Here is a 16,376-nt window from a genome sequence, read left to right on the forward strand (position 1 = left end):
TTTATAATCCTAACACATCAAACATATTATAAAGACCTTTGGATTTTCCGTGCAAAAATTCGGCAGCTTTTACAGCACCAGTGGCAAAGGTTTTACGATCTTGAGCCTTGTGTGTGATTTCAATTCGTTCTTCTGCACTTAAAAAATATACGGTATGTTCACCAACCACTTCGCCAGCTCGCATTGTATGCATAGCGATTTCTTTTTGGTCTCTTTCGGAATACATTCCATGACGACCGTAAATGACATTTTCTTCCGAACGTTTAGTTGCATTCAAAAGAACCTCTTTTAAATACATAGCCGTTCCCGAAGGTGCATCTTTTTTATGACGATGATGGATATCGAGAACTTCGATATCAAAGTCTTCATCTAAAACTTTTGCTGCGATCTCTGTTAATTTAAAGAGCAGATTCACACCAACCGACATGTTGGGGGAAAATACAATCGGGATGGAGGTTGCGGCCGATTGGATGAGAGCCTTATCCGAATCAGTAAGTCCCGTGGTTCCAATCACCAATGGTTTTTTATTGGCTAAGGCAGAATTCAAAATGGATTCAAATCCAGTATGGGTACTGAAATCAATGAGGACATCAGAAGTCTCACATGCTTTCTGTAAGTCGGTCGAAAGTAAAATTCCCGTTTCTTTGATGCCGGCATGATTTCCCGAATCAAATCCTGCATACACGGCACCTTCTCTCACGACAGCAGCACTTAACTCTGATTTTTTGGAAAGGGAAAGGACTTGGATGATGGCCTTCCCCATCCTTCCCCCAGCGCCGATGACACCAACTTTGATTTTAGACAATGCCTTCCTCTTTGAGTTGGAATACTGTTTTTTTGAAAGCATCTGCAGGAGAACCTTCGGACAAAGAAGTCATTGGAAGACGAAGTTCATTTTCACAATACCCAAACCAACTCATGGCCGCTTTGATGGGGATGGGATTGGTTTCAATGAAGGCATTGATAAACACAGGAAGGAGTTTGTAATAAATCTTTTTAGATGCTTCTAGGTCACCGCGTAAGTATAGTGAGACCATATCCACACAAGCGCGTGGAAAAAGATTGGAGACTACAGAAACAACTCCCCTGCCACCAATGGATAAAACTGGCAAAGTTAGGTTATCATCACCAGACAACAAATCAAAGTCAGACGGTGTAGCGGCAATGACCTTTGCCATTTGACCCAAATCACCAGTTGCTTCTTTGATGGCGGCGATTTGTGGGTGAGCCGAAAGCCTTGCTACCGTCTCAGGAAGTAAATTCACATTGGTTCTTCCTGGAATGTTGTACAATATCACCGGTTTGGAAGATACATTAGCAATTTCTGTAAAATGACGAAACATCCCTTCCTGAGTGGGTTTGTTGTAATAAGGATTCACGGAAAGAATTCCATCCACTCCATCCGCGCAAGCAGACTCAGTGAGTTCAATGGCCTCTTTTGTGGAATTAGAGCCAGTGCCTGCAATGACTTGGATTTTTCCGGCGACAACTTTTACGGTCTTTTGGATGAGTTCCTTATGTTCCTCGTAAGAAAGGGTAGGAGATTCTCCCGTTGTCCCACAAGGAACCACACCCGCCACGCCGGAGCGGATCTGGTTTTCTAGGATTTTAAAATAACTATCATAATCGATTTTCCCCTGGCGGAAGGGGGTGATGACCGCGGTATAAACGCCCTGAAACATAAATTAAACATCGAAGAGGGACGGAATTTTGCAATAAAAAACTGCCAAAACACCCCTAACCCATAAACTTTACGAAAATGGTCTCTTTTTTACCTCTTATGATTGCCATTCTCGCGATTCTTAGCCTCATTTTACATTCATTCTATGTCTATTCCCGTTTTGGGGTCAAAGATGTGCCAAACGAACGAAGTCTGCACGACGTGGTCACGAAAAAATCTGGGGGCATGTTTTTTATCCCTCTGTTTCTAATCGCGACTCTTTTTCTCCTCTTTTGCCCGCAAATGGGAGAACTTCTCCCCCTTCCCGCAGATCCAATCCAAAGAATGGACATATATCTTTTGTTAGCTGGCATTTTTCTTTTTTGTATCCTAGGACTCATCGATGATTTGTATCATCTCAGCCCCAAACTTCGATTGTTCTTGGAACTAACCTTAGTGGCCGTTTTTCTTTATTGGACCAATTCAGAGATCACGTATTTTCATTTGGCTTCCATTCCGAAGTTCATACAAATAATGGGTCTTACTATCTTTCTCGTATTTGCAGTGAACCTCGTAAACTTTATGGATGGAATGGATTGGTATTTGGTCACAACCATCTTTTTATCTTATTTTTCTTTGGCCTTTATTTTCCCCAATTTTTTCGCAGTGGGAAACTTTGGTTATAGTTTTTATCTGATTCTTTTTGTTTCCATGTTCGGATTTATATTTTATAATTTTCCAAAAGCAAAACTATTTATGGGAGATAGTGGGTCATTGGCCTTAGGATTTTTTGTAATGGCATTACCTTTGTTTGTTGGGAAATGGACGGAACCAAAATCGGAAGTTTGGGATGCCACATATTATTTTTATCTATTCCCTTATTTCTGGTTGGATGGAATTTTTATTCTCATCAAACGATTTTTCCAAAAGAAACATTTATTCTCAGCACATCGGGAACATCTCTACCAAAGGATCACTGAAACCAAGTTAGGAAAAATTGGGTCATTAGGTATTTTTTCAACCCTCAACTTCACCTTAGTTTGTTTCCATTTTGTATTAAAAACCTATGGTGTTCCCAACAGTTTGATTCTTCTCCTTCTCTTTTTGTTTTCTGCCTTTAGTTATGGTATCCTCTGGATCTTTGTACCCAGAAAAAACCTTGCATAAAGTCTTCGGACTCCCATCCTTTCCTTTATGCCTCTATCGAAAAAAGAAATTTTATTCTGCCTTCTCAATGGCTTTCTCATCGGGATTGCCAACCTCATTCCCGGTGTTTCCGGAGGGACTTTTGCACTCATCCTCGGGTTATATGACAGGCTCATCACTGCCATCACTTCTCTAAACCTAGATACCATCAAAGTTTCACTCGCATTAGTGTTTGGATTTTGGAAAGAAGATGTAAGACAACGTTTTGCAGCAGAAATGAAACGAATCGATTTTTGGTTCCTTGTGTTCCTGGGAATTGGTCTTTTACTTTCTGTGATCTCTGGTGCGAAACTCATTCAGTTTTTACTCCAAAACCATCCACAAGCAACACTTGCACTTTTTATTGGACTGATCTTCCCTTCCCTAGCCGTTCCTTACAAACTCATCGAAAAACATAGTTTCTTTGTATGGTTATTTCTCATTCCGGGAATCCTCCTTACCATTGTTCCTAGTTTCTTTATGGGAGATACAACAGGTTCTGAAAATCCTTTGATTGCATTTTTAACAGGAGCCATTGCGATTTCAGCCATGATTCTTCCCGGAATCTCGGGATCCTACATCATGCTTGTGTTAGGTGAATATCAGATTGTGATTGGAAAACTTTCTACCATCCTCGAACCAAGTTCTATTGTTTTCCTCGGAGCTTTTGCGATTGGATGTTTACTGGGACTTCTTATTTTCACTCATTTTGTAAAATGGTTATTTGTAAAATATAAGTCGCACACAATGACTTTCCTCCTTGGCCTCATCCTCGGATCATTTTTTATCCTTTGGCCTTTCAAAGATTATGCAAATGGTCAATCCATTGTTGGTAGATCAGGCGAAGTGAAACGAGACATCCAAATTGCGACGGCAAAGAATGTTTTGCCTAAAGATTTTGAAGAAGCACAAATCCCACTCGCAGCCCTTGTTTTTGGACTGGTTCTTGGATTTGGTCTGAACAAATTGGAATCCTTACAAGAGAAAAAGTAACCCCTTCCCAATCATTTCCTTCCTTTTTTAAGTCTGGATATTACAGTCCAGACTTCTTCTCTCTTTCAAAATCATAGCAAACAATACCCTTAGTAGATTCTTTCTATCGCAGATATTAAAACAGTTGTTAGATGAAGAAATTAGTTCTCGTGAAGAAAGGAATCACTGCCAAAGAGCTGGGTTCAGAGTAAAACTTGAATTCGGGGGATGTGATGGGAATGCGAGAGAGGAAAACCGGGGAAAACTCCCCGGTCCATTTTAAATTTTAAACAAAGAATACGAAAGTTATTAGGATAAACACAGGAACTAAAATTCCCATAGAGTATGCTAAGTATCCACCAAAGGATGGCATCTTTACTTTGTTTTCTTCGGCAACGGATTTCACCATAAAGTTAGGAGCGTTACCGATATAAGTATTCGCACCCATAAACACCGCACCAACAGAAATGGCTTTTAGAATTTCTTCCGCTTGGACATTTCCAATGAATTGGCCGAGAGTGAGAGGGCTTGCTGCACCCGCTGGAGTGAGAAGTCCAGAAGCTAACGAACCAAAGGTGAGGTAAGTTGGCGCATTGTCTAAGACAGAAGAGAAAGCTCCTGTTGCAATAAAAAACTGCCAAGGTTGAGTAACCCCAAGTTCCTTACCATGTGCTTCGAGAAGTACAAGAGCCGGAATCATCGTAATGAAAATACCGATGAAAAGGTATGCCACTTCTTGGATTGGATGAAGGGTAAAGTTGTTAAACTTTCGGTCTTCTTCTTTGGAAGTAAACTTAGAAAGACCAATGAGAACCAGTAATACTGCTTCACGGATAAATCCAAGAGTTGGAGTATTGTTGATTTCTGGAATGTAGTTACTGTTTAAAAATGCAACTGCAAGAATCACACCGAGTAACCAAATGAAGTTCACTTGACCACCAATAGAAAAAGGAGTAGCGAGTTTATCGTCTTTCTTTAGATCTTTTTTGGTTTCTTTTTTATAGGCGATCGTATCCCAAACGAAATACACAACAAGTAAAATAGAAACTGCCACGAGCATCTCAGGTAATAACTTAAATGTCCAAGTGAAAGGAACTCCTTTCAAATAACCAAGGAAAAGTGGAGGGTCACCGAGTGGTGTTAAAGATCCACCAATGTTAGAAACAAGGAAGATAAAAAACACAACTGTGTGAACCACATGTTTTCTTTCGCTATTTGTTTTTAACAAAGGACGAATGAGTAACATGGAAGCACCTGTAGTTCCAATAAAAGAAGCAAGACCAGCACCAATTAACAAATACAATGTGTTATTGAGTGGTGTTGCATGAATATCACCCTTGATTACAATCCCACCGGAAATATAAAACAAAGATCCGAGTAAAATGATAAAAGGGATATAATCAAAGAAAACTGTATGAACAATATTATGGCTATAACCATAAACAAGAAGAACCACAAAAGAAATGGCTCCCAGTCCCACAGCAAGGATCAATTTGTTATTATTGTCTTCCCACCAATGAGAAGTTTTGTGAGAGGCAACCGGCAAGATTGCAATGGAAAGTAAAATGGCAACAAAAGGTAAGACCGTCCAATACGGTAATTCCTGATGTACTGATTCGCCGTGAGACGAATGTCCTGTTTCTTCCTGAGTGGTTGTTGGCGTCGGAACCGGAGTCGGGTCTTCCGCAAATAAACCCGCTGTTGTCACTGACAAACAAACCAGGAATACTATCGTTGTGAGAAGCTTCTTCAACATGCTCACCATCCTATTTTTTTTAGGACAGCTTACCTAAAATAGAAACCTCGTGGAACTAAAAAAACCGAGATTCACCAATTTTTAAAGGAACGAATTGTCCTTCGGAGATTCCCGATCGTTTTATCTCCTCTTTAGTGCGGGGCACAGGAGAATCAAGGGGCTCATCCGAGAGAACAAAGGTCATATAATGCATAGGAATCAAATATTTAGCCTTTAGGTCGACAAAGGCCTGCACTGTTTCCTTGGGATCCACGTGTACGGGCTGCATCATCCACCGAGGTTCAGTGGCACCCACCGGTAAAATCGCCACATCGATCGACCCAAACTTCTCACCAATTTCACGAAAATGGGTGTAGTATCCGGTATCTCCCCCGAAGTAGACTTTTTCCTTTTTCCCCGAAATGAGATAACTTCCCCATAAAGTTTCGTTCCGATCAAACAAACCCCGCCCGCTAAAATGTTGGGTAGGAGTGAAGGTGATATTCAGTCCGAAAGCTTTTGTTTCATCCCACCAATCCATCTCCAACACATTTTTCAAACCTTCACCTAACAACAATTTTTTGTTACCAAGCCCAGTGAGAACCAGGGGATGAAACTTTTCTTCAAGTTGCCGGAGTGTAGGTAAATCTGTATGGTCATAGTGGTTATGCGATAAAATCACAATGTCTATCTTGGGAAGGTCTTCAATTTTGATTCCGGGAGGGGTATAACGTTTCGGGCCAACAAAACTAACCGGGGAACATCTTTCACTCCAAATGGGATCGGACAGAATGTTCACTCCATCGATTTGGATGAGGGTTGTGGCATGTCCCACCCAAGTGACTGAAAGTTTGGATGGATTGTTCTTCAATTCCACACCGTCATTTCCAACAACGGGAAACGGGGGATAGTCGGCCGGATCCAAACTATTGGGCAGTCGGAACCTTTGGAATTGCCAAACGATTACATTCCACAGGCCTTTGGTTTCGAAGGTTGGGTTTGGATTTTTATATCCGCTCTCTGTGTGATGGGATTTGCGAACACTCACATCGGTAAAACAAGAGAGGGAAAAAAAGAAGACTAACAAAAGGAAAGATAGGAACTTCACGAGGATTAGACAGAAACAAACTTCCGGTGTTTGGAATTTTCGATTGCGTTTTTTAGAATTAGGAACGATCCTTCTTATACTATGTTTAGGTATGATGAGACAAAAGATCTAATGATTGCCTATGCAAAATGGCGAGATACTGTAGATCGTACGGAAGGGAGCGAAACTGTCTTTGGGGCCAATGCCGAAGTTTCGGAAATTGCACGTGACCTAAGGGAAGATGCAGAATTCGAACTCAGGATTCTCATCCAAGATTTAAAAAAACAAAATCCTGCCGCCATCAAAGAATGGGTGGAACTCACCAAACAGTATTTAAACACAATGGAAACTTCTATTCCAGAAGAACAAATCCAAAGACGAAAACAAATTGCACGCGATTGGAAATATTCCCGCTCACCCTTAGGCATTTCCGTACGTTACCCTCATCCTTCCCAATATTGGGGAAGTGGGATAGGAGTTCTTGGTCCCGATTTAGACTGGTAAGATTTTTTAGTCCTACAAATCCTATCACCAATGGATTCAATCTTCTTTATTCTCTCCAAACTTGGCACCATCTTACTGTATCCTCTTCCTGTTTTTTTTCTTTTGGCACTTCTTTTGATCTTTAAAACAAAATCAGGGCATGGGAAATACAGACTCTTTCAGATTATTTTGTTTTTATATTTGGCTTCCAATGCTTTTATTTCCAACTTTCTAGTCCAAACTCTAGAAAAAGATTACCCACCCGTAAACATTGCAGAACTTCCCAAATCAGACGTTGCGATTGTGTTAGGTGGAATGATCCAAACCATTTCAGCTCACCCCGGTAGACCCGAACTATCTGACTCGGCTGACAGACTAACAGACGCTGTGCGAATGTACAAAGCAGGAAAAGTAAAAAAAATTCTATTTACTGGTGGATCCGGTCTTCTCTTTGCCAATACATACCGCGAAGCAGACCTTGCCAAAGAATTGTTTTTGGATTTAGGAGTTCCTGAAAAAGACCTAATCTGGGAAAATAATTCGCGAAACACTTATGAGAATGCTGTTGAAACAAAAAAGATTCTCCAGGATAAAAAGATAGAATCCGCGATCCTTGTGACTTCTGCATTCCATATGAAACGTGCGGCCGGTTGTTTTCAAAAACAAAGTATTTCTTTTGTGGTTTATCCCACCGACTACAGAGCCACAGACCTACAATCAGGGGCATTTGAACTTTACATTCCTTCTGCGGGATTTTTAGACCAAACCTCTATGGCCATCAAAGAATGGGTAGGATACTTCGTATATCGTGCCAAATCCTATTTATAACGTTTCCAAATCTGCGCGTTTTTTAAGACCTTTTTGTTTGACCGAAACCTGCAATCAGAGAGGCTAGAGGAAAGACGGGAATCCGTCTAAAGAATGAACTATGAATCGTAAGTTTTTAACTCTTTTGTTTCTCATCGGACTCTCTCTGGGAGGAATCGCTTTTTTCTCCTCCCAAGAAACCTCTTACCTTCTTTTGGATGCGTCGGAACTGGCAGCAAACCCCACAAAATATTCAGACCAAAACCTTCGCGTGCGAGGATTTGTTCGGATCGGGAGCCTTGTTCGCGAAGGAAAAAAAGCCAAATTTGATTTGGAACTGAATGATCAAATCATCCCCGTGTTTTTCACAGGAGCCACTCTTTTGCCAGATGCTTTTAAAGAAGGCGCAAGGGCTCGCGTGGATGGAAAGTTAGATCACGGAGTTCTTGTTGCGAGTCACGTAGAAGCAAAATGTGCCTCCAAATATGAAGCGGGATATGCTGAGGAACAATGAACAATTTAGGAACCATCCTTCTCGCATCTTCTCTCGCCATTTTAATTTTTTCCGCATTACAAACCATCTACGGAATCTACAAACAAGAAAGAAAAGCCGTTGAACTAGGCCGCCTGGCTCTGATGACAAATCCTTTTGTCATCATCCTGACTTTTACAGTTTTACTCACACAGCTTGTAAGATCAGACTATAGCAATTATTATGTGGTCATGCATTCCAGCGAACACCTCCCGCTGTTTTATAAAATGACATCCATCTGGTCGGGATCTTCTGGAAGTTTGTTATTTTGGAATTTGATTCTAAACGTTTTTACTTTTATTGTTTTATGGCAAACTCGTAAGTCCATCGAAGATAGAATCCCGATGATGAATCTTATCCTTGCGGTTCTTTCTGGATTTTTTTCTTTCCTCGCTGTTTTTTATGGAGATGCACAACCATTCCGTGAATTTGTTCCGGAAGCGGCGGCGGGTCGTGGACTCAATCCCCTCCTCCAACATTGGGCGATGATCATCCATCCACCAATTCTTTATATTGGTTATGTGAGTATCTCTATTCCTTTTGCTATTGCGATGTCTGCTCTTGTGTCGGGACAACTCTCTGAAGATTGGATGAAGTTCATTCGTAAATGGACTTTGTTTTCTTGGTTCTTTCTCGGAACAGGGATTTTACTCGGGTCCAAGTGGGCCTATGAAGAGTTAGGTTGGGGTGGATACTGGGCTTGGGATCCGGTAGAAAATGCGTCGCTTATGCCATGGTTACTGACCAGTGCTTTTGTACATTCAGTTGTGATCCAAGAACGTCGAGGGATGTTAAAGTTCTGGAATATGTTACTTGTGATCTTAGCTTTTCATTTTAGTTTGCTTGGAACTTGGATCACACGTTCTGGAGTTTTGGAAGGCCCTCATAGTTTTTCTAAATCAACCATTGGAACTCCTTTTATCATTTATATCATTGCTAGTTTTCTATTTTTCACAGGATTTGTGATTTATAGAAGAAAACACCTAACACCAGAAAGAAACTTAGAAGCCATCACTTCCAAAGAAGGAAGTTTTCTTTTAAATAACTTTTTACTGGTTCTTTCGACCGCAGCCATTTTGCTCGGTGTCTTTTCTCCTCTTTTATACGGAAAAGAATTCAAAGCGCCGTGGTTTAATTCTTGGGGAGTTCCTGCTGGAATATTTCTTTTACTCCTAATGGGGGCCGCACCACTCCTTGCTTGGAGAAAGGGAGCGGGAGCTGTATTTTTTTCCACACTTCTCAAACCCTTTATCGCCGGACTTGTCGGCGGTGGACTTTATATTCTTTTTTATTCACAAAACTTTACCAAACCAGACAGTAAGTATGGAGATGTTTTAGCTGAGGTTTATTCGGTTCTGACGGTTACGATTGGTGTCTTTACCATTTCAGGCATCATCCAAGAATACTATCGTGGGATCCGAGCACGAAGAGAAGAATTCCAAAACGAAAATATCGTGATTGCTGGATACCGAATGTTACTCAAAAACAAACGGCGGTATGGTGGGTATTTAGTACATTTTTCACTGGTTCTTATTTTTATTGGTTATGCAGGGAATGCATTTAAAATCAATACATCGGTTCGTTTCTTTTACGAACTCCAACCACCAACTTCAGAAGAGATTGTTTACCAATCGATCGACAAAGCAATGATTGGTGGATACCAAATTGAAGCATCCACTCTCAAATTAAAACCAGTATTAATTTCAGGACTTGGTGGGGAACCAAACATCCAAAACGTAATTGTTGCCCAGGAAGGAACTTATTCTATCTTTCGAGGGATGGATAAACTTTCGGATCTTGTGACAGAACGTAGATTTTATCCACAGATCTCTCACCTAACAGGAGATTTTGAAACACATATCCCTACAAGTGAACCAGCCATTCTCTCTATGGCTAAAGAAGATTTTTACATCCAACTGGGAGCGATAGAAACCTCGGATCTAAAATCAGAAAACCCCGACCTACCTTTGATGTTTATGCAGTATTACTTCACACCAGGAAGTGAAATGGACAAACTCAAATTCTTTCTGAACTTCCCAAGACAAATTGTAGCCAACTTAGAAGTATGGGTAAACCCACTGGTAAAACTCATTTGGGTAGGATCATTACTTTATTTCTTAACAGGAATCTTTTTACTACTGCCTGTTGGCGAAAAGAAAAAGAAGGTGGTTGGTTAAAATGGATTTTACAATTCCAAACAATACCCCGTCCAGTCTGTTTGGATGGGAAACATCCAAATTTGTTTTAAATAAGATCCAACAAAAAACTAAGTTCAATGTTTTAAACAAATCTCTATTTCAACTTGTTTTGGTTGGATTTTGTTTTTTCTTTCCAACATTACTTTTAGCGCAAAAAACAACCACAAACTTAAAAGAAGATGGGCAAATCCAAACCTTCTTAAAAGTAACAGAACAAATTCGTTGTATTTGTTTGCCAAGTTTACCCATCCAATCCTGTTCGTTTAACATGTGTGCGGCGTCTAGTTATCTCAAAACATTTATTGAAAACCGTATCAAAGACGGGATGAAAGAAGAGGAAATCATTTCGAAAATGGAAAATGGTTTTGGGAATTCTGTTTTACAAGATCCGATTGTTGTGATGTTCCAGGAAAATGGGAACCAAGGGATGGTGGATTCCATTGTTTATGGTTTTGGGCCAAAAATTCTCGCACAACCTGATGGAACCTGGATCAACTTTACTTTGTTTGCAATAGGAGTTCTTGGGCTTTTTGGAATCTACAAGTATGGAACCAAAAAAAAGAGGGAATCATCCGTAACAAAGGATACAAACAAACTAGAAAACCAAAAATCTACAACAGAAGAAATCAAAAACAAAATCCGTAAATTCGAAGAAGAAGCTTAAACAAATTTCTCTGGGAAAGCGACAACCAATCAAATAGTTAGAGAGAGTTCCACATCTCTCTAACTTGAACGAGTGTTTCTACCAACACTTGAATATCACTTAACTTTAATTTAGCGTTCAAACTGATTCGTAACCTAGGGCTTGGAACCGTCGGCGGGCGAATTGCACGTACATCCAAACCTTTCTCTTGTAAATTGGCAGCATAAAACAAAGCCTCTTTTTCTGTTTCAAGAAGCAGAGGAACGATATGTGAAGTAGAGGCAGTGATGATAAATCCATTGGTTTTTAAAGAATTTTTCAGTGTATCTGCTATTTTTAACAATTCATCTCTTTCTTTGTCCATCGAACTAAGGAGTTTCAATGAGTAGGATGCAAATTCCGAAATCATAGGAAGTGGTGCCGTAGAAAAAATAAAAGATCGCATTACATTAACTAAGTGGTCACGGCCAATTTTTTTTGTGACAATGATTCCACCTTCAAGCCCCAAGGACTTTCCCAAAGTGTAAACTCTGTAATCAATGGAATGAATTTCCGACAGAGTTAAATCCCGAAAGACAAGTCCCTTCCCGTGAACACCATAAATCCCGAAGGCATGAGCTTCATCCAAAACAAGAACAAAGCCAAACTTTCTTTTTAATGCAAGTAAGGTTTTTAAATCGGGAGAATCGCCATCCATACTAAATAAAGTTTCCGTAACCACAATTCGTTTCTTTTTATGGTTCGGGTCTTCTAAATCAGCTTTTTCTAATAAAGATTGGAGGTGATTCATATCCAAATGATGATAGTATTTTTTCTGAGCACCCGAAATTCGAATTCCATCTAGAATGGATGCATGGTTCAAACGATCGGTAAACAGATAACAGTCGGGAGCAGCAATGGAATCCAAAAGGCCAAAGTTCGCAGTGAATCCTGTGGAAACAAGAAGTGCGGCTTCCCCTTCGACAAAATGAGCAAACTCCGATTCAAATTGATCCATCGAATTAGAGTTTCCCCGAACCAAACGAGCGGCAGTGGATCCAAAGGGATAAATATTCTTTTTTGTTTGGAAAAACTCCAACATACTGGGATTAGTTGCCATTCCCATATAGTCGTTGGAACAAAAATCAATTCCTTGGTAGTTGCGAGTTTCCCGAAACAATTGTTTTTCGCGAATGGAATCTAGTTTTTTTTGGACTTCTTCCCAATGATTTGCCATTGACTGCCAGTTTTCTTTTTCCAGATTTTTTTCCGATTTAATTTTTTACCTATTTTGTTAGAATGATCCCATAAATGAGTCTTCTCACTCCCGACCTCATCCAACGTATCCGCTCCGCTCGGAATATTTTGTTTCTTACGGGAGCAGGTATCTCTAGCGAAAGTGGGATTCCTACGTTTCGCGGGGAAGGTGGGTATTGGAAAAAGTTCAAAGCGGAAGAACTTGCCACACCAGAGGCCTTTGCCAACCATCCGGAAGTGGTTTGGGAATGGTATGACTACCGGCGAAAGATATGTTCCGAAGCAAAACCAAATGACGGACACCTAACAATTGCCAATTGGCAATCATTTTCAAAAACGGTAAATCTCATCACACAAAATGTAGATGGGCTCCATCCTAGAGCAGGAAGTAAAAACCTCCTGGAAATTCATGGTAATATTTTTCGTGCAAGGTGTACAGTTTGCAAAGAAAAATATACATTGGATGAAGATGGGATCAATCAATCTGGCCTTAAATTTTGCCCGGCTTGTGAATCACTTTTACGACCAGATATTGTTTGGTTTGGAGAAGGTTACGACAATCGACTCCTCACAAAAGCATGGGAACAAAGTAAAGAAGCTCATATTGTTTTTGTTGTAGGAACTAGTGCGAATGTATCGGTTCCCGCCAACTTAGCACTGACTGCCATTCGGAACGGTGCTCTTGGGATTGAAATCAATCCAGAAACCACTTCTCTCACCCCGTCCGTTCAACTTCATTTTGGTGGCAAGTCAGGAGAAATCCTTCCTGAGATTTTTAAGGAAGTTTTCGGGGATGTGGTTTTAAAGTAATATTTGGTTTGATATAAGAAGGTATCAAAATTGAATATCTGTAAATCGTAATCCATTCACTAAACAGTGAATCAAAACCAATAGATCCAGAGAAATTTATGTTAACGATCATCCTACTCGTACTTTCCAATATTTTTATGACCTTTGCTTGGTATGGACATTTAAAATATGCCAAGTCCACCAATATGTTTTATGTCATTCTATTCTCTTGGGGAATTGCATTTTTTGAATACGTTCTTATGGTTCCTGCCAATCGAATTGGATTTACCGTTTATAAATTTGAAGGCTTCCAATTAAAAATCATCCAAGAAGTCATCACCATCTTAGTGTTCATTCTTTTTGCCACAGTTTTCTTAGGTGAAAAAATCAAATGGAATTATATCGTAAGTTTTGGACTGATACTACTTGCGGGTTATTTTGCTTTTGGTTTTGGAACCAAATCAAACGGACACTAAAAAAGAAACAAGTTCTTCCGCAATTTTTTCTTTAGGAAGTGGGCCAATTTCTTTTTCCAACCCACTAACACCAAATACACGAACAGTAGAGTCAACTTCTCCAAACCCTTTGCCTGATCCAACATAATTTCCAACAATATAGTTAAGACCTTTTCGAACCAGTTTGTCTTTCGCGTATCGTTCCAACTCTTTTGTTTCAGCAGCGAACCCAACACGAAGTGAGTTTAAAATTTTATGTTCGGAAACATATTCTGTGACTTGTTGCAAAACATCAGGATTTTCTTCTAACTCGAGAAGTAAACCTTTGGTTCCTTCCGAAGTTTTTTCTTTTTTGATTTTATGTTCCGCAGTCATTATGGGGCGAAAGTCTGCTGGAGCAGCAGCCATCACAAGCAAACTATCATTAATAATTTCAGATAATACAGCATCACGAAGTTGGATGGTAGTTTCCACTTCAATATTTCGTTTAGCGCCTGTAACATGGGAATATCGTTCTAAAGTATTTCCATGAATATAAACGACTTCTACAGGGTATTTCAAAAAAGAGGTGGCAATTTCATAACCCATTTTTCCCGAAGAAGCATTGGATATATAACGTACAGGATCTATCCATTCCCTAGTGGGTCCAGAAGTGACGATGACTCGTTTGAATTTTAGATTCATGAATTGGTTGTATGGAGTTTGATAATTTCTTCCATGATGGATTCAACGGTGGCAAGTTTTCCGTATCCCTCATCCCCACAAACCACAATCCCTTTATCAGGAGAAACAATGGTAACTCCATCCGATTTTAAGGTTTTTAAATTTCTTTGGACTGCAGGATGTAAATACATTCCAGGATTCATAGATGGAGCCACTAACACAGGAGAGGTGCAGGCAAGATAGGTTGAAGTCACCAAGTCATCGGCTATTCCATTTGCCATTTTACCAATGATATTGGCAGAAGCCGGAACTACAGCAAGAACTGAGGCAATATTTTTGATTTCGATATGTGCCATACCGGTATCAAATTCATCCACCCTTACCGGTTTTCCTGTTAATGCTTCAAAGGTAATTTTTCCAACAAATTTGGTAGCATTAGACGTCATAATCACACGAACGGGATACCCTTGTTTGGTAAGTCCTCTAACCAATTCACAAGCCTTATAAGAAGCAATGGATCCAGAAACGGCGATGACAATTTCTTTCATTTACCTATCCTCGTAGGAAAGTTCCCTGTCCAATTCGGAATCATTATCTTCTTCCAATTTAGGAGTGAACAAAATGGAGATGATTTTATTCCCTTCCATTTTTTTTACCTTCAGGCTACCTTTTTTAATTTGAACGATGCTACCTTCTTTTGGCATATCTTCGTTCTTTTCCATAAAATAACCAGCGATGGTTCTGACTTCTTCCATATCAGAAGGTTCTTCCCCTTCCAAAATATCTGACAAACTAGAAAGTTCAGTTTCTCCATCTAAAGAAATGGTTTTTGTTTTTTTATTTTTGGAAGTTACATCCACTTCATCCGTATCTGTTTCGTCTCGGATTTCACCAAAAAATTCTTCGATGATATCTTCTAACGTAAGTAAGCCGGAAACTCCACCGTATTCATCAATGACAATAGCCATATGTTGTTTTTTTTCACGGAGTTTTGTCATCACTCGTTCGATGGACATAGATTCTGGAACTTTCACAAAATCTTTTTCCATAATGGTAGTGATCTTTTCTTTTTTACCTTTCGCAGAAAGATGAGCCGCTTGCCATTTTAAATACTTCTGAACGTGAACAATCCCTACAATTCGATCTAAGGTTTGGTCATACACAGGGTATCTTGAAAAACTATGTTCGGCGATGAGCGGAAGCATTTTATCAATTGTGGACTCCTGTGGGATTCCAATGATTGAAAGCCTATGTGTCATTACGTCTTTAGCAGTATGTTCCGAAAAATCAAAAGTCTTTTGGATGAGTTGCATTTCTGCATTATCAATCCGACCTTGTTTTCTCTGTTCTTCAATGATGATCATGAGCTCTTCCGCTGAATGAACATACTTATCACCAGTTCGTTGCAAACGGAAAAGTGTAAGGATTCCACCAGCGAGACGATTCATAATGAACGTAACTGGAAAAAATAAATAATAGAAAAACCACATAGGAGCCGAAACTCCCAGAGCAATTGATTCAGTGTTTTGGATGGCAAGTGTCTTAGGAACGAGTTCCCCCAAAATCACGTGTAACAAAGTGATGAAGGTAAAAGAAACTCCGATCGAGATACTATGGATGGTCACAAGATCCAATTCGATATGGAACATGTGGAGGAATCCAGAGACAACACTTGCGAACAAGGCCTCACCGATCCAACCGAGGAGTAAACTTGCCACAGTGATTCCCACTTGGCAAACGGATAACATATCATCAATTTTAGAAATTGCCTTTTTGGCAATATGAGACATGGCTCTGTTTTCTTTGACCAGCTCCTCGAGACGAGAAGGCCGGATAGAAACCATGGCAAATTCGGCTGCGACGAAGAAACCATTAACAAAGACGAGGAGGAAGATGAGAAAGATGCCGATTATTTCCATAGAAACTCGAGC

General features: G+C 40.0%; 17 protein-coding genes. 9 read left to right on the top strand and 8 right to left on the bottom strand.

The genetic code is table 11. The annotated features are described in order from the left end of the window. Window position 1 precedes the first annotated feature (1 nt). Together dapB and dapA are read right to left on the bottom strand one after the other, a co-directional pair. Window positions 2-805 (bottom strand): 4-hydroxy-tetrahydrodipicolinate reductase, encoded by an 804-nt coding sequence (gene dapB / locus EHQ16_RS02410; RefSeq protein WP_135636699.1) that lies wholly within the window; start codon window positions 803-805, stop codon window positions 2-4. Beyond that, complete coding sequence (dapA, locus tag EHQ16_RS02415; RefSeq protein WP_135636696.1) at window positions 798-1,682, bottom strand: 4-hydroxy-tetrahydrodipicolinate synthase; 885 nt, start codon at window positions 1,680-1,682, stop codon at window positions 798-800. The genes dapB and dapA overlap by 8 nt, the downstream gene beginning before the upstream one ends. 77 nt (window positions 1,683-1,759) lie before the next feature. Between dapA and EHQ16_RS02420 the strand changes: the two genes are divergently transcribed. Continuing rightward, window positions 1,760-2,827 carry an MraY family glycosyltransferase gene (locus EHQ16_RS02420; RefSeq protein ID WP_135636694.1) on the top strand — a complete coding sequence of 356 codons (1,068 nt, stop codon included), beginning with the start codon at window positions 1,760-1,762 and terminating at the stop codon, window positions 2,825-2,827. Window positions 2,828-2,854: 27 nt separating this feature from the next. Beyond that, window positions 2,855-3,838 carry a DUF368 domain-containing protein gene (locus tag EHQ16_RS02425; protein WP_135636692.1) on the top strand — a complete coding sequence of 328 codons (984 nt, stop codon included), beginning with the start codon at window positions 2,855-2,857 and terminating at the stop codon, window positions 3,836-3,838. A gap of 265 nt (window positions 3,839-4,103) precedes the next feature. Here EHQ16_RS02425 and EHQ16_RS02430 read toward each other — a convergent pair whose 3' ends face one another. Both EHQ16_RS02430 and EHQ16_RS02435 read right to left on the bottom strand, forming a co-directional pair. Next, the gene (locus EHQ16_RS02430; RefSeq protein ID WP_208742250.1) at window positions 4,104-5,570 is read right to left on the bottom strand and encodes a sodium:proton antiporter; all 1,467 of its coding nucleotides are present in this window, start codon (window positions 5,568-5,570) and stop codon (window positions 4,104-4,106) included. A gap of 58 nt (window positions 5,571-5,628) precedes the next feature. Further along, entirely contained in the window at window positions 5,629-6,639 is a 1,011-nt protein-coding gene (locus EHQ16_RS02435) for an MBL fold metallo-hydrolase (protein WP_244241894.1), read from the bottom strand. 102 nt (window positions 6,640-6,741) lie between these two features. Here EHQ16_RS02435 and EHQ16_RS02440 point away from each other — a divergent pair, with 102 nt between their 5' ends. From EHQ16_RS02440 to EHQ16_RS02460, 5 genes are all read left to right on the top strand, one after another. Continuing rightward, the gene (locus tag EHQ16_RS02440) at window positions 6,742-7,143 is read left to right on the top strand and encodes a hypothetical protein (RefSeq protein ID WP_135637330.1); all 402 of its coding nucleotides are present in this window, start codon (window positions 6,742-6,744) and stop codon (window positions 7,141-7,143) included. A gap of 30 nt (window positions 7,144-7,173) precedes the next feature. Next, on the top strand, window positions 7,174-7,950 hold the full coding sequence (locus EHQ16_RS02445) for a YdcF family protein (protein WP_135636685.1): 777 nt from the start codon (window positions 7,174-7,176) through the stop codon (window positions 7,948-7,950). Between the two features lie 100 nt (window positions 7,951-8,050). Next, complete coding sequence (locus EHQ16_RS02450; protein WP_135636683.1) at window positions 8,051-8,443, top strand: cytochrome c maturation protein CcmE domain-containing protein; 393 nt, start codon at window positions 8,051-8,053, stop codon at window positions 8,441-8,443. Then, window positions 8,440-10,638, top strand: coding sequence for a heme lyase CcmF/NrfE family subunit (locus tag EHQ16_RS02455; RefSeq protein WP_135636681.1), 2,199 nt, complete (start codon window positions 8,440-8,442; stop codon window positions 10,636-10,638). The genes EHQ16_RS02450 and EHQ16_RS02455 overlap by 4 nt, the downstream gene beginning before the upstream one ends. Window position 10,639: 1 nt before the next feature. After that, window positions 10,640-11,323 carry a cytochrome c-type biogenesis protein CcmH gene (locus EHQ16_RS02460; RefSeq protein WP_135636679.1) on the top strand — a complete coding sequence of 228 codons (684 nt, stop codon included), beginning with the start codon at window positions 10,640-10,642 and terminating at the stop codon, window positions 11,321-11,323. 37 nt (window positions 11,324-11,360) lie between these two features. On the opposite strand, the gene EHQ16_RS02465 is transcribed toward EHQ16_RS02460, so the two are convergent. Beyond that, window positions 11,361-12,518, bottom strand: coding sequence for an aminotransferase class I/II-fold pyridoxal phosphate-dependent enzyme (locus EHQ16_RS02465; RefSeq protein ID WP_135636677.1), 1,158 nt, complete (start codon window positions 12,516-12,518; stop codon window positions 11,361-11,363). A gap of 74 nt (window positions 12,519-12,592) precedes the next feature. Here EHQ16_RS02465 and EHQ16_RS02470 point away from each other — a divergent pair, with 74 nt between their 5' ends. Beyond that, window positions 12,593-13,348, top strand: a complete 756-nt coding sequence (locus tag EHQ16_RS02470; protein WP_135636675.1) for an SIR2 family NAD-dependent protein deacylase — start codon at window positions 12,593-12,595, stop codon at window positions 13,346-13,348. A 98-nt stretch (window positions 13,349-13,446) separates the two neighbouring features. Continuing rightward, window positions 13,447-13,803 carry a DMT family protein gene (locus EHQ16_RS02475; protein ID WP_135636673.1) on the top strand — a complete coding sequence of 119 codons (357 nt, stop codon included), beginning with the start codon at window positions 13,447-13,449 and terminating at the stop codon, window positions 13,801-13,803. Here EHQ16_RS02475 and EHQ16_RS02480 read toward each other — a convergent pair. Genes EHQ16_RS02480 through EHQ16_RS02490 form a run of 3 tightly spaced genes read right to left on the bottom strand, consistent with a single transcriptional unit; the run spans window position 13,789 to window position 16,364 of the window. Next, window positions 13,789-14,466 (bottom strand): phosphopantothenoylcysteine decarboxylase domain-containing protein, encoded by a 678-nt coding sequence (locus EHQ16_RS02480; protein WP_135636671.1) that lies wholly within the window; start codon window positions 14,464-14,466, stop codon window positions 13,789-13,791. The genes EHQ16_RS02475 and EHQ16_RS02480 overlap by 15 nt on opposite strands. Beyond that, the gene (locus tag EHQ16_RS02485; RefSeq protein ID WP_135636669.1) at window positions 14,463-14,993 is read right to left on the bottom strand and encodes a phosphopantothenoylcysteine decarboxylase; all 531 of its coding nucleotides are present in this window, start codon (window positions 14,991-14,993) and stop codon (window positions 14,463-14,465) included. The genes EHQ16_RS02480 and EHQ16_RS02485 overlap by 4 nt, the downstream gene beginning before the upstream one ends. After that, window positions 14,994-16,364: a hemolysin family protein gene (locus EHQ16_RS02490; protein ID WP_135636666.1), complete on the bottom strand. Its 1,371-nt coding sequence runs from the start codon at window positions 16,362-16,364 to the stop codon at window positions 14,994-14,996. Between the last annotated feature and the right edge of the window lie 12 nt (window positions 16,365-16,376).

It is taken from the genome of Leptospira kanakyensis (genome assembly GCF_004769235.1).
Taxonomy (GTDB): Bacteria; Spirochaetota; Leptospiria; order Leptospirales; family Leptospiraceae; genus Leptospira_A; species Leptospira_A kanakyensis.